Below are 13,915 nucleotides of genomic sequence, written 5' to 3'. Positions count from 1 at the left end.
TGATTCAGGCCGCTACGGCCCGCACCCGCTCAGCCCAGTACGAAGGCCCGGCAACCCCTTCGGGTGGCCGGGCCTTCCTGTCGTTCTTCGTTCGGAACCCGCGCGGACGACCTAGTCGAGGTAGTCGCGCAGCACCTGCGAACGCGACGGGTGGCGCAGCTTCGACATGGTCTTCGACTCGATCTGGCGGATACGCTCGCGCGTGACGCCGTACACCTTGCCGATCTCGTCGAGGGTCTTCGGCTGACCGTCGGTGAGACCGAAGCGCATCGAGACGACGCCCGCCTCGCGCTCGGACAGGGTGTCGAGCACCGAGTGCAGCTGCTCCTGGAGCAGCGTGAAGCTGACCGCGTCGGCCGGGACGACGGCCTCGGAGTCCTCGATGAGGTCACCGAACTCGCTGTCGCCGTCCTCGCCCAGCGGGGTGTGCAGCGAGATCGGCTCACGGCCGTACTTCTGGACCTCGATGACCTTCTCGGGGGTCATGTCGAGTTCCTTGGCCAGCTCCTCCGGGGTGGGCTCGCGGCCCAGGTCCTGGAGCATCTGGCGCTGCACGCGCGCGAGCTTGTTGATGACCTCGACCATGTGCACCGGGATACGGATGGTGCGGGCCTGGTCGGCCATCGCGCGGGTGATCGCCTGACGAATCCACCAGGTGGCGTACGTGGAGAACTTGTAGCCCTTGGTGTAGTCGAACTTCTCGACCGCGCGGATCAGACCGAGGTTGCCCTCCTGGATCAGGTCCAGGAAGAGCATGCCGCGGCCCGTGTAGCGCTTGGCCAGGGAGACCACCAGACGGAGGTTGGCCTCCAGCAGGTGGTTCTTGGCGCGGCGGCCGTCCTCGGCGATGATCTCCAGCTCGCGCTTGAGCTTCGGCGCCAGCTTGTCGGAGTTCGCGAGCTTGTCCTCGGCGAACAGACCGGCCTCGATGCGCTTGGCCAGCTCCACCTCCTGCTCGGCGTTGAGCAGGGGGACCTTGCCGATCTGCTTCAGGTAGTCCTTGACCGGGTCGGCCGTGGCACCGGCGGCGGCGACCTGCTGAGCGGGCGCGTCGTCCTCGTCCTCGTCGGACAGCACGAACCCGGCGCTCTCGGTGCCCTCGGGCTCCTCGGTGGCTCCCTTGGGCTCCTCCAGAGTCTCCTCTTCGAGGAGCTCGGCGTCGTCCTTCTTGCCGTCGGCGGACTTCTTGGGTGCGGCCGTCTTCTTCGCCGCGACCGTCTTCTTCGCGGTCGCCTTCTTGACGGCAGTCTTCTTGGCGGCGGCCTTCTTCGTGGGCGCGGTTTCCTCGGCCGGATCGTCGACGGCGGGCGCGGCCGGGGCAGCACCGGCGGCGGAGGGCTTACGGGCCTCCACCGTCTTCGCTGCGACCGTCTTGGTGGCGGTGCGCTTGGCCGGACTCTTCGCTGCGACGCTCTTGCGGGTGCGCTTGGGTTCTGCGGCACTGACCATCAGCGTCACACCCTCTTCCTCGAGGATCTGGTTGAGGCTGCGCAGTACGTTCTTCCACTGAGTGGCCGGAATCTGGTCAGCTTCGAAGGCCCGACGCACGTCGTCGCCGGCGATCTGCCCCTCAGCCTTTCCCCGCTCGATGAGCGCCATGACAGAGACGGACTCGGCGATCTCCGGCGGGAGCGTACGGGATGTGCTGGCCGACACGAACAACCTCTCGGAACGTTGGAAAACGACTTCCGGCCCCGTCCACGGCGGACAGGAGCCGACCGCCGGCTTGGGGATGGGCCGACGGCGCGGGCGGGGGCCGGGAGGAACCACAACGCCATGTCCGGCGTTCGTGTTCCCTTCTCGGCTGTCACCTCTTAGGTCATCGCGCTGTTTCCACGAGTGTTACGCCCAATCTGCGTGGCCCGAGTCACACCCCGTAAGCGCTCAAAAACGGTCAGACACGGCCAGAGGGGGTCACCGGGAACTCTGATTCGTTCCGTTCGGAACGTCCTGCGGGCCCACGTCGACCCACCGTCCGTCTACCCACCATCCGTCCGCCCAGCCATCCGTGCGCCCCGCCATCCGTGCGCCCCGCCGGTCCGTCCATCCGTTCGCCCGACTGCCCATCCGCCCACCGTCCGCCCGTCCGCCCGTCCGGAGCCCGTCCAGCGCCCGTCCAGCGCCCGTCCAGCGCCTCGCGTCGTCGGACCCCGCAGATCTTGGGGAAACCTGCGGGGTCCGAGGGGGACGCACTGCACGTCCGGCCGAGCGTTACCGGGGAAGCCCAGCGGCACCGGGGAGGAGGACACCTCGGACACCTACCGGCCGCGGCACACCGCGGTCCGCGGTCAGTGCTCGCGCGGTGCGGGCACCACGCGCTCCACCTCGGGGTGGACGGTCAGCAGTTGGCGCATGGCCGCCTCGGCGGCCCCGCCGTCACCGGCCGCGAGGGCGTCGGCGATCCGGGCGTGATGCGCGAGGGACGTCTCGTTCGGCCGGTCACAACCGGTCACCGGGCCACCCGAGACCTGGAGGGCGGCGGAGACGATGCCGGAGAGGTGCTCCAGCATGCGGTTGCCCGCGACCTGGATCAGCAGCGAGTGGAACTCGGCGTCGGCGCGGGAGAAGGTGATCGCGTCGCCCTGCCCCATCGCGTGCCCCATGATCTCGACCATGTCGGACAGCCGCTGCTGGACGTCCTCACGGCCGTGGCCGGCCGCCAGGCGGGCGGCGAGCGGTTCGATGGTCCAGCGCAGCTCACTCAGCTCGCGGCGCTGGTCGTCACGCTGCGGACCGAACGCCCGCCATTCGATGATGTCGGGGTCGAGCAGGTTCCAGTCACTGACGGGACGCACGCGCGTGCCGACGTTCGGGCGGGCACTGACCAGGCCCTTGGCCTCCAGAACGCGAAGCGACTCGCGGACGACGGTGCGGGAGACCTCGAAGCGCTGGCCGATCTCCTCGGGAACCAGGGGGCGGTCGGCCCCCAGGTCGCCGGAGACGATCATCTGTCCCAGCTGCTGCACGAGTTGGCCGTGCAGGCCGCGGCCGCGGCTGCCCGCGGCTCGGCGGCCCACACGGCCCAGCTCGGGGTCCGCGCCCTCCCAGACGGGGGCGCTCACACGGTCGGGGCCGTGGGCCTCGGCGTAGGGGTAGCGGTCGAGTTCGCCCGGACCGACGAGACCGGAGTCGGTGGAACGGGCGGAGGTCATCATGGTGTGCGCAAGGGTACTCACGAGTCCTTTGTCGGCGCTGTCTCCAACTCCCTTGAGGTCTTTGGTGAAAAGCACACGAAAGGGTGATCGCTCACCCCGTCGCAATTGACGCCTTATCGGAAAGAAATGGGCTTTCCCGAGGGAGTTGTGCGCAGCACCGGATCGGAAGGGCACGGAGGGTAGTCAGAAGCCTGTCATCGGACCCTGCTGCGCAGGGTCGTGAACAGATACGCGCAGAGCAGCGCGGTGAGCGACAACGTCAGCGCGCTGCCGACGGGTTGGGCGACGACCCGCGCCGCGGCCTCCAGATATCGCTCCCCGCCGAACGGCCACTGCAGCAGAAACATCTGCCTCATCCGCATCGGCAGCCCCGCGGCGGCTCGCACGGATGATCCCTCGACGACCTTCTGTACGAGCGGTACGACGAGGACCGGTACGGCGAGAACGGCGGCCAGCCCGGCCGTGGTGGACCGGAAGACACCGGCCGCCAGCACGCCCGCCCAGGCGCACCCGACCATGAGCCCGAACCAACTCGCGCTCAGCGACAGCCAGTCGCCGGGGATCTGCGCGAGGTCCTGCCCGTAGACGAGATAGAGCACCTCGGCGTCGCAGCCCACCGTGAGGACGGCCAGGGCGAGCGCGGTGGCCGCGGAGACGAGGAGCTTGGCGGTGAGCAGCCCGAGGCGACGGGGGACGGTGCCCCGGTCCGCCGCCAGGGCGGGGTGGCGGAACTCCTCCCCGAAGGCCAGCGCCCCCAGCAGGCCCGCGCCGAGCGCTGCGGGCGGCAACGGCAGCTGCTGCGGCCACGCGGCGAGCAGCCGCGCCTGCGGGGTGTGCCCGATCCGCGCGAGCACGAGGGCGGTGAGCGCGGACACGACCAGTACGGCGGCGCTGGTGACGAATCCGGTGCTGATGCCGGTGGCCCGGCGCAGCTCGTAGCGGAGGGGGCGGAGGGGGGTGGGTGCGGGGTGGACGGAGATGGGGGGTGGGAGCGCGGGCAGGGATTCGGTGGCGCGGGTCCTGTCGTCGGGGGTGACGCGATCGGCGGCCGGGGCGCGATCAGGGGCCTGGGCGCGATCGGGGGTCTTGCGGTTGAGGGGCTTGCCGTCGGAGGTCTCGAGGTCGGGGACCGTGCGGTCGGAGTTCTTGCCGTCGGGTGTGGTGTGGCTGGTGGGGGTGTCGTGCTCCGCGAGGGCGATGCGACCGGCCAGGGGGGCGCGGTCCGGGAAGGGGGCCGGGGCGGCCTGAGGGTTGCCGGCCGTGACGGAGTTGCCCGGCGTGCTGGGGCGCGTGCCGTCCGCCTCTGCGGGGACGTTCTGCTCCGAGGCGAGTGGCGCGGCCGCGGGCGGGGTGTCGAGCGGGGCCGGCATCGGCCGTGGGGTGGGTTTGCTGGCAGCGGCCTCGTCGGCCGCCTCTCCGCCGGTGGCCGCCTTGCCGTTGGCGGGCCTGCCGGTGGCGGCCTTGCCGACTGCCGCCCCTCCGGCGGTCTCCCTGTCGACCGCTCCCGCTGAGGGAGCCGCGTCCTTGTGCGACCCGCTGTCGCTCTGGCGCGGCAGCCCCGCTCCCGTGCGACGCGGGTCCGCTTCGGGTCCCTCCTCGGCCTGGGACCGCTCGAGTTGCGCCCGCGTCCGCTCCGCGTGCTGCGGTTCCGGGGACGTCTTCCCCGTCCCGGCCCCCGGCCCCATGTCTCCCACCTCGTCGGCGAGTTTGAGCACGAGGACGCTGTGGCGGAACGCCGCCTCGCCGACGTCGGCGCAACTACTGCCGTACACGGAGAGCCGGTTGCCGCTCTCCATGACGACCTCGACGGAGCGGTGCGCGGTGCGCGCCTCCTTGGTGAGGACGGCCGCGAGGCGGGCGGCGTGCGGGCTGTGGACGACGACGCGCGGCCGCAGCCGGGTGCGGGCGAACTCCTTGGCCTCCTGGTCCGCGACGACCCTGCCCCGTTCCAGGGTGACGACGCGGTCGGCGGTGCGGGCTGCCTCCTTGGGGTCCGACGTGGTGACCAGGACCGTGCCGCCCTGCGCGGCGTGGGCGCGCAGCATGCCGTACAGCCAGTGGCTCTCCCGGGTCGAGAGCCCGGCCGCGGATTCGTCCAGGACGAGCGTGTGGGGGTCGGGCAACAGTGCGCAGGCCAGACCCATGCGCCGGTCCATCCCGCGCGAGAGGGTGCCGAGGCACTCGTCGCGGAGGCTGACGAGGCCCACCACTTCCAGGACCTCGTCGGCCCGGCGGGCGGAGATGCCCGCGGCGGCGCACAGCATGCGCAGATGTCCCCGAACCGTCCGGCCGGGGTGCCCCGGCACGTCGCCCAGCAGGACGCCGACCTCGTGGGACGGATGGTCGATGCGGTGCAGGGGGCGACCCCTGAAGTGAGTAATGCCGCGGCCCGGTTGGAGTTCGAGCATCAGCCTGAGGGCCGTCGTCTTGCCTGCACCCGGATCTCCGAGCAGCGCGGTGACGCGGCCCGCGGGCGCTTCGAAGGAGACGTCGTCGACGGCAGGCGGAAGGTCCTTGCGGGAGTTGCTGGTCAGTCCGAAGGCCTGGATCACCCGTAGCAAGATAGCGTGCTATGTCCGTTTTTTCGGGTAGCTAACACGTGGCCCCGCGGAGCGCGACCGGACGCCCCGTGCCCGACGCGGGCGGGGTCACACCTCCGGGCGCAGCATCGGCGGGTTCAGGAGCGTCGCCCCGCCCGCGCGAAAGAGCTGTGCGGGACGGCCGCCCTGCCGGGTCGTGGTACCACCCGTGGGCACCAGGAAGCCCGGCGTGCCCGTCACCTTGCGGTGGAAGTTCCGCGGGTCCAGCGCCACCCCCCAGACCGCCTCGTAGACGCGGCGCAGCTCCCCCACGGTGAACTCCTGCGGGCAGAACGCCGTGGCCAGTGAGGAGTACTCGATCTTGGAGCGGGCGCGCTCCACCCCGTCCGCGAGGATCTGCGCGTGGTCGAAGGCCAGCGGCATCACGGGCTCGCCGTCCCGGCCGTAGCCGCCCTGCTGCAGCAGTTCCTCGACCGGCGCCCAGCGCGCGTTGCTGGCGTCGCCGCCCGCGCGGGGGGCCGGCAGGTCGGGGGCGAGGGCCAGATGCGCGACGCTGACGACGCGCATGCGGGGGTCCCGCTTGGGGTCGCCGTAGGTGGCGAGCTGCTCCAGGTGCGCGCCGTTGTCCTGGGTGGGGGCAGCGGGGTCGTGCACACAGAGCCCGGTCTCCTCGACCAGTTCGCGCGCCGCGGCCTGGGAGAGGTCCTCGTCGTCCCGCACGAAGCCGCCCGGGAGCGCCCAGCGCCCCTGGAACGGCTGCTCGCCCCTGCGCACGGCCAGCGCGCACAGCGCATGGCGACGCACGGTCAGCACGACCAGGTCCACGGTCACGGCGAAGGGTGGGAAGGCTGACGGGTCGTAGGGCATGCCGCGATCATAGTCGTCTGCCTGACGATAAACACTCCCCTCGTCGCCTCCGTCGGCAGCCGTTCCGCGTCCTGGCGGTGCGGCTTTCACCTGCGGCTCCCGGCTGTCGCCTCTCGGCCGTGGACCTGCTCGACCGAGCCTTCGCCCCGCTGTGGCGTCACACCCCGAGCTGCAGTCCCTCCGCGGCCTCCTCCACCATGGCGAGGCCCAGTCGGCTGACCCGTACGGAGAAGGGTGCGCCCGCGACCCGTATTCCGTTCAGGGTGATCTCTCCCAGGGGCGCGCTGCGCACGGGACGCAACGTGACCGTGCCGGCAGGGGCGTCCGGACGCATGCCGACGAGGGTGGTGAGCAGCAGGATCCCGGCGGCGGCCGTGGTGGCGGCGGGACGACAGGCCGCCGGGTGGGGAAGCGGGGCACCCCCGTCGCCACGCGGCTCGCCCGCGTACATCTCGGGCAGTCGGTGTTCGAATGCCACGGCGGCCGCCAGGACGCCCCGCAGCAGCGCACTCGCCTCCTTCTCGTACCCGGCGGCGGCCAGGCCCGCGACCGCTGTCGCCGTCTCCTGGACCCGTACGGCACCACTGCGGTGCCCGAAGGGGCTGTAACCCGTCTCCTTGACGCCCAGGCCGCGCAGTCCCCACCCCGAGTCCATCGCCGGACTGCCGAGAAGCCGGGCGACCTGGTCGGCCTGCGTCCGGTCGAGCAGCCCCGGCGCCAGTTCGCCCCCGCCCAGCAGTCCGGTGTCGAGCAGGTGGACGACGCTCGCCCCGAGCTGCGGCACGAGGCGGCCCTCGCGGGAACGGGCCGCCGCCGGTCGTCCGCCTCCCGGGTCCTCGATCCAGAAGGCGGTCCTGAACGCGGACCTCAGTTCCCCGGCCCACTCCCTCAGTCCGGCGCCCCCCGGCCTGCCGCAGGCGTCGAGGAGATCGGCGCCGAGCAGCGCCGCGCGATGGGCATGGGCCTGCGTCTCGCACCGGAAGGGGCCGCCGGGCTGGGGGTCGGACACGTACGTGCCGTCGCCCACCGCCGTCCGCAACCAGGTGAGGCAGTGCTCGGCGGCCGGCAGCAGTTCCTCCACCTCGTGCTCCGGCATCCCCCAACGGCGGGCCTCCGCGAGGAGCACCGGGAACAGCAGCGTGGCCTCGGTGCCCGTGCAGGCGGGCGGCAGATGACCGCCGGCGTCCCGGCGTGGCCCGGGGATCATGCCGGACTGCTGCCCGGGACCGGCGAGTTGGCTCCGGGCGAGCGTGCGCAGGGTGCCCGTGGCGAGCCGCGTTCCGAGTGGGAGTGCCATCCTCGCGGCCGCGAGGGCGTCGGCCGGCGCGAGGCCGCAGCGCCAGGGTGCCCCGGCGGCGAGATACACGTCCGCCGGATGCGCGGGATCGCGCAGCAGCAGCGCGTGCAGGTCGTCGACGCAGGTCCGCAGGAACGGCTGCACGCAGGGGTCGTCGCCCGACACCGACGCCGGGGCGAACGGACTCGCCGCCGAACGGCCGACCGCCCGGACGGGTCCCGCGCCGGCCGTGCGGACCCTCAACTCCAGGGTCGTGCTGCCGCCCGGGGCCAGTTCGACCTCCCAGCGCAGCAGGCCCGCCGAGGCCAGCGCGTCGGTGGGCGGCGGGTCCGCCGTGACCGACGAGGTCTCCTTCCCGTCGGTCCAGCGCAGCCCCGCGTCATGAACGCTGGCGGGCACCTCCGGCCCCGCGCTGCCGGAGGCGATGGCACCCAAAGTGGCGAGGTCCGTCCCCAGGGCGACCTCCACGGGCAGGCGCAGGGGGCGGGAGGCCGCGCTGCGCAGGGTGATCCGCTCCGTGCCGTCCGCGCACCGGGTGCGCTCGACCATGACGTCCGGGTCCGGTCCGGTGTGCGGCGAGGCGCGCAGCGTGCCGACGAAGCGCGCGCGATCGGCGCCCGTCGTCCGGGCCTGCACCGCGAGTGGTTCGCGTCCGGCCACGCGGACCTGGCACCGGGAGAGCAGCCGCCGGCCCGCGCGGTAGAAGCCCTCCAGCCCCTCCCCCGTCAACTGCCCCTGCCCGGTGGAGATGACGAGGCCCGGAAGGGCGACGCAGACCATGACGTTGTGGGTGGGCGGCAGGTCGCCGGGGCGGGGTGGGAGCGGGGACGCGGGGCGGAGCCGGGTCGGTGGTGCCGCCGTGACCTCCCCCTTCGGCCTGGCCGGAGGTGCCGCGTCCTGACTCGTCGCGCGAGACAGGGGTCCCCCGCCGTTCATGGAGGACTCCCGGTGGCCGAGACCGTCGGTCCGCTGCGGCGGGCCGGTGCCGGGACCGGGCCGTGGCGCATGCCGGCCACGGATCGCGCGATCGGCGAAGGGCGGAGTCGTCTGCTGCATCGGGCTGCTTCCTCTGCGCTCTGTGCGCCTCGGACTGGTTCGGGACCGGGTGCGAAGCTCCGTCGGGACATGGCGTCGCGGCGGTGCCACTCGTCCAGGCGTTCCGCCACTCAGGTGAACGCACCGGGGCTCCTTCGGGTCACGCACTAACCGGGCCCGCCCAGGGGATGGGGAGGCGGAACGCGAGCCACCGCCGGCCGTGCGGACACCCTTCCGGCGATCGAACGGTGGCGGGCGCCAGGGCTCGGAGTGATCCGGCAACTCACTCGACCACCCTTGCCGCGTCCCCCTCGCCGTGCCTGCGAGCAGGAAGAACGCCGCGCCGGGACGTGCGACGCCGCACGCCGCCCTTCCCGGCCACCGGCGGACGCGTACCGCCGCTGCGCCCGCTCCCCGGACCGGTCCCTCCCGCGGACACCCTGCGTCGCGGCAACGACTTCTCTCGCGACTCCTCTCCTGCCTCACCGCCACTGCCCTTGCCCTTGCTCTGGCCATCGGCGTCGTCAGTGCCCTGCGTCGTGTCGACGCCCTCTCCTCCCCGCGCCGCTGTGGGCTCCCCGGAGGTGATACGGGCCCGGTCGTCCCGCTCGGCGCGCAGGCAGCGGCGGATCGATTCGGGATCGAGGCCCTCGTTGACCGCCTGGTGGAGGAGGCGGGCGAAGAGATAGCTGGGATCGGCGCCCAAAGCCATGGCCAGCGCCTCCCGTGCTTCGAGGTCGTCACCGGTCGACCAGGCCACCCAGCCCGCGAGAGTGAGGGGCGCTGCCGCGTGCTCGCCGTAGGGACCGACGCACCGGCGGGACAGGGCGCGCCAGAGCCGGAGCGCGGGGGCGGCCTCGTCGCCTTCCATCCACTCGGCGACCCGGTCGCGGGTGGTGCGATCCTGTAGGCCGAGAATCAGGGTCGCCGCTTCCTCGCACTGGAGAATGCCGTCGTCCTGCAGGTCCGCCATGAACGCGCCGGAAGCGGGCGGTGCGTCGGCCAGGCGGCTCATGACCTGCCGGGCCAGGTCCACCGTCTCCTCGGCCACACACGCGCGACGGGTGCCGTCGAGCATCCTGGGGACCAGGGCCATGCTCGCGGTGTCCAGCGCGCCCTCCTGCTCCAGTGCCGCGGCCGTCTCCCAGGGCTGGAGCCGCGCCCTGAGCTCCCGCAGCGTGCCGCGCACCTGAAGACCCGCGTAGGTGGCCGCGGCGGCCAGTACCGATGTGCCCGGCAACCCCATGGGCTCGCCCTCGTCCGGGCAGCATCCCTTGATGTCGCAGCAGTACGACCAGAAGCGGCTGCCCGAGATGCACAGGGCCTCGATCACCGGCACGTCGAGCTGGCCGCACTGGTAGCGCAGCTGGTGGGCCAGCGGACGGAGTCGCTCCATGACCTGCCGGCCCGTCTCGCCGACACCCGGTTCCTGGCAGACGTAGGCCACGATCTGTTCCGGTCGTGCTCCCCTGCGCTCGCCTCCCCGGATCAGGCCGTGCGCCAGCTGTCCCGCTACGGACTCCCAGTCGTCCGGATTCGCCGGGATACCCAGTCGCGCCCGGCCGCCGAACCGCCCGCGCCCGCCATGGAGGGCGACGAGGACGATGCTGTCCTCCGGGCGGTAACCGAGCAGGTATGGGAGGGCGTCGGCCAGTTCGGCCGGGGTGCGCAAGGTGACCTGGTGGGTGGCGGGGAGCCCCTCACCGTTCATTCGGCGTCCGCGGGCACGGGGTCGGCGCCGCCCCCGACCCCTCCCGGACGCGTTGTCGTTTTCGAAGGATTCAGTCGATTCGCCGTGATGCGTCATGCGCCGACGATCTCGCGGAATCCAAAACTCCGCTCAGACCTGTGGATAAGTCCGATCAGGGACACGACACCTCGTGGTGGCGGGCTCCTGGCGGGTGCGCCGACCCCGGCCGAGTCGCCCGTCTGTCAGTGCCGTCCTGTTGTATGGACGCATGGAGCACACGAGCAACGCGGAACTCCGCGCGGACGCCGACGCCGTCCTCGCCCGCCTGGTCGGCGACGCCACGGGCACGGCCCGGCTGCGCGAGGACCAGTGGCGCGCGATCGAGGCGCTGGTCGCCGAGAAGCGCCGGGCCCTGGTCGTGCAGCGCACGGGGTGGGGCAAATCCGCGGTGTACTTCGTGGCGACCTCGCTGCTGCGCGCCCGCGGCAGCGGTCCCACCGTGATCGTCTCCCCGTTGCTCGCGCTGATGCGCAACCAGGTCGAGGCCGCTGCCCGCGCCGGGATCCACGCCAGGACGATCAACTCCGCGAACACGGAGGAGTGGGACGCGGTCCAGGCCGAGATCGCCGCGGGCGAGGTAGACGTCCTGCTCGTCAGCCCGGAGCGCCTCAACAACCCGGACTTCCGCGACCAGGTGCTCCCCGCGCTCTCGGCCGCGACCGGACTCCTGGTCGTGGACGAGGCCCACTGCATCTCCGACTGGGGCCACGACTTCCGCCCGGACTACCGGCGGCTGCGCACGATGCTCACCGATCTGCCCGCGGGCGTGCCCGTGCTCGCGACCACCGCCACCGCCAACGCGCGCGTGACCGCTGACGTCGCGGAGCAGCTCGGTACCGGCGGCACGTCGGACGCCCTCGTGCTGCGCGGCCCGCTGGACCGGGAGAGCCTGAGCCTCGCTGTGGTGCCGCTGCCCGACGCCGCGCACCGCATGGCCTGGCTCGCCGACCACCTCGACGGCCTGCCGGGTTCCGGGATCATCTACACGCTGACCGTGGCCGCCGCCGAGGAGGTCACCGCGTTCCTGCGCCATCGGGGGCACGTGGTCGCGTCGTACACCGGGAAGACGGAGAACGCCGACCGCCAGCAGGCCGAGGACGACCTGCTCGGGAACAAGGTCAAGGCCCTGGTGGCCACGTCGGCACTCGGAATGGGCTTCGACAAGCCCGACCTCGGTTTCGTGGTCCACCTCGGCTCGCCCTCGTCCCCCATCGCCTACTACCAGCAGGTCGGCCGCGCCGGTCGTGGCGTCCAGCACGCCGAGGTCCTCCTGCTGCCGGGCAAGGAGGACGAGGCGATCTGGGAGTATTTCGCCTCCCTCGCCTTCCCGTCGGAGGAGCTGGTGCGCCGCACGCTCGACGTGCTCGCACGCGCCGAGCGACCCATGTCGCTGCCCGCCCTGGAACCGCTGGTGGAGCTGCGGCGCTCCCGGCTGGAGACGATGCTCAAGGTTCTGGACGTCGACGGTGCGGTGCACCGGGTCAAGGGCGGCTGGATCGCGACCGGACAGCCGTGGACGTACGACGCGGAGCGTTACGACTGGGTGGCCCGCCAGCGCAAGGCGGAGCAGCAGGCGATGCGGGAGTACGCGGCGACCACGGAATGCCGCATGGAGTTCCTGCAACGCCAGTTGGACGACGAGGGCGCCAAGCCCTGCGGTCGCTGTGACAACTGCGCGGGTGCGCGCTTCACCGCGGACACCTCCATGGCCGCGCTGGACGCCGCCCGCGTCGATCTGGGCCGGGCGGGCGTCGAGGTGGAACCCCGGCGTATGTGGCCGACCGGCCTGCCGGCGATCGGTGTGGACCTCAAGGGCCGCATTCCGGCCGGTGAACAGGCCTCGCCGGGCCGCGCGCTGGGACGCTTGTCGGACATCGGCTGGGGCAACCGGCTGCGGCCGATGCTCGCCCCGCACGCCCCGGACGGTCAGGTGCCGGACGACGTGGCGAAGGCGGTGGTCGGCGTCCTGGCCGACTGGGCCAAGGGCCCCGGGGGCTGGGCTCCGGGCGCGGCGGACGCCCAGCCACGTCCCGTGGGCGTGGTCACGGTCGCCTCACGTACCCGGCCGCGGCTGATCAGCTCACTCGGCGCGCGCATCGCGGAGATCGGCCGGCTGCCGTTGCTGGGGTCGCTGGAGTACGCGGCCGACGTGCCACCGGTCTCGCGGAGCAACAGCGCTCAGCGCCTCAAAGCGCTCGACGGAGCCCTGACCGTCCCGCCCGCCCTGGGCGCCGCGCTGGCCGAGACACCCGGCGCCGTGCTCCTGGTCGACGACTTCACGGAGACGGGCTGGACCCTCGCTGTCACGGCCCGCCTGCTCCGGCGCGCGGGTGCGCAGGGGGTGTTGCCTCTCGTCCTTGCCGTACAGGGCTGATCGAAGCGGCCACCTGCGCCGTCCCTCTTCGCATCACTCGGCACGCCGCCGGGTACGGATATAAGCCACGGACCATTCGATAAGGGTCGGGCGCCCCAATTGCTCGTTGCCGCATCCCAGTTCGGCGGGAAGAATTGAGGTCCGCTCCCCGCACGGCTCACCCCGTGACCAGGTAGGGCTCTGCTGCGGCGTGCGCTCCCCCGATCCAGACCCCGCCCGCAGTGTGGGCGCGTAGCCGAAGGGAGGAACGTGACCTTCGGATTCGCTCCGTCCTCCGCGGCATCCACGTCGACTTCCGCCGCATCAGTCAACGCCGGGACGCGACTGCTGGAACCCGCGGAGTGGGCCGCCGCCGGCATCCCGCTGCTGCGCAACCCTCGCGAAGTCGTCAGCGGGCTGCACACGCGGCACCGCCCCGGCCCTTCGACGGCGGTCGTGGCCGTCCTCGACATGGACGATCGGCTGTGCGCGAGTGCCTCGTTCACCAGGCGTCCCGCGGGCGCCGACGGCTGGATGTTCCGTAACGCGCTGCTCGACCAACTGCGCCGGGTCATCCCGCACGACCTGCGCCGCCGCACACCGGTACGGACCGCCGTCCTGCTCTACTGCCGGGAGGGCGACGCGCGTTGGACGGAGGAGGACGGCGCGTGGATGTGGGGCCTGCGTGACGCCTGCACACTGCACGGACTGCGCTGCGGGGCGTACATCACGCTGACCCGCGACGGCTGGCAGGTCCTCGGTGAGGGCCGGGGCGGACGCCGCCCGAGCTCCGTGTCGACGCCCGAGCCGTTCGCGACGTCGGAGGCTCCGCCCCCACTGCCGCGCACCGGAGGCGCCGCCTCCGACATCCTGAGCCGCGTGGCTGCCCGCTGAGGGCCACGGGCCAAGGCGACGGCA

The 13,915-nt window shown here is 72.5% G+C and carries 8 protein-coding genes; 2 read left to right on the top strand and 6 right to left on the bottom strand.

The features are described 5' to 3' along the window. Positions 1–111: 111 nt before the first annotated feature. From ACIP2X_RS29555 to ACIP2X_RS29530, 6 genes are all read right to left on the bottom strand, one after another. A complete protein-coding gene (locus tag ACIP2X_RS29555) occupies positions 112–1,656 on the bottom strand; it encodes an RNA polymerase sigma factor (RefSeq protein ID WP_401678497.1) in 1,545 nt (514 codons plus the stop codon). A gap of 632 nt (positions 1,657–2,288) precedes the next feature. Further along, the gene (locus ACIP2X_RS29550; RefSeq protein WP_401678494.1) at positions 2,289–3,176 is read right to left on the bottom strand and encodes a FadR/GntR family transcriptional regulator; all 888 of its coding nucleotides are present in this window, start codon (positions 3,174–3,176) and stop codon (positions 2,289–2,291) included. A 173-nt stretch (positions 3,177–3,349) separates the two neighbouring features. Further along, a complete protein-coding gene (locus ACIP2X_RS29545; RefSeq protein WP_401678491.1) occupies positions 3,350–5,707 on the bottom strand; it encodes an ATP-binding cassette domain-containing protein in 2,358 nt (785 codons plus the stop codon). 96 nt (positions 5,708–5,803) lie between these two features. After that, positions 5,804–6,562, bottom strand: coding sequence for an NUDIX domain-containing protein (locus ACIP2X_RS29540; RefSeq protein ID WP_401678488.1), 759 nt, complete (start codon positions 6,560–6,562; stop codon positions 5,804–5,806). A gap of 157 nt (positions 6,563–6,719) precedes the next feature. Then, a complete protein-coding gene (locus tag ACIP2X_RS29535) occupies positions 6,720–8,639 on the bottom strand; it encodes a glycogen debranching N-terminal domain-containing protein (RefSeq protein ID WP_401679228.1) in 1,920 nt (639 codons plus the stop codon). 538 nt (positions 8,640–9,177) lie between these two features. Continuing rightward, positions 9,178–10,605 carry a DUF4192 domain-containing protein gene (locus tag ACIP2X_RS29530; RefSeq protein ID WP_401678485.1) on the bottom strand — a complete coding sequence of 476 codons (1,428 nt, stop codon included), beginning with the start codon at positions 10,603–10,605 and terminating at the stop codon, positions 9,178–9,180. A 247-nt stretch (positions 10,606–10,852) separates the two neighbouring features. Here ACIP2X_RS29530 and ACIP2X_RS29525 point away from each other — a divergent pair, with 247 nt between their 5' ends. Together ACIP2X_RS29525 and ACIP2X_RS29520 are read left to right on the top strand one after the other, a co-directional pair. After that, on the top strand, positions 10,853–13,018 hold the full coding sequence (locus ACIP2X_RS29525) for a RecQ family ATP-dependent DNA helicase (protein ID WP_401678482.1): 2,166 nt from the start codon (positions 10,853–10,855) through the stop codon (positions 13,016–13,018). A gap of 249 nt (positions 13,019–13,267) precedes the next feature. Further along, a complete protein-coding gene (locus ACIP2X_RS29520; protein ID WP_401678479.1) occupies positions 13,268–13,891 on the top strand; it encodes a hypothetical protein in 624 nt (207 codons plus the stop codon). Positions 13,892–13,915: the final 24 nt, after the last annotated feature.

Origin of the sequence: Streptomyces sp. NPDC089424 (assembly GCF_044749345.1) — a bacterium.
Lineage (GTDB): Bacteria > Actinomycetota > Actinomycetes > Streptomycetales > Streptomycetaceae > Streptomyces.
This window is presented reverse-complemented; position numbering and strand designations above follow the sequence as displayed.

What these genes read in the sequence shown, in the direction of transcription:
- ACIP2X_RS29525 (WP_401678482.1), top strand. Translation starts at nt 10,853, where the DNA reads ATGGAGCACACGAGCAACGCGGAACTCCGCGCGGACGCCGACGCCGTC.
- ACIP2X_RS29535 (WP_401679228.1), bottom strand. Translation starts at nt 8,639, where the DNA reads ATGGTCTGCGTCGCCCTTCCGGGCCTCGTCATCTCCACCGGGCAGGGG.
- ACIP2X_RS29530 (WP_401678485.1), bottom strand. Translation starts at nt 10,605, where the DNA reads ATGAACGGTGAGGGGCTCCCCGCCACCCACCAGGTCACCTTGCGCACC.
- ACIP2X_RS29540 (WP_401678488.1), bottom strand. Translation starts at nt 6,562, where the DNA reads ATGCCCTACGACCCGTCAGCCTTCCCACCCTTCGCCGTGACCGTGGAC.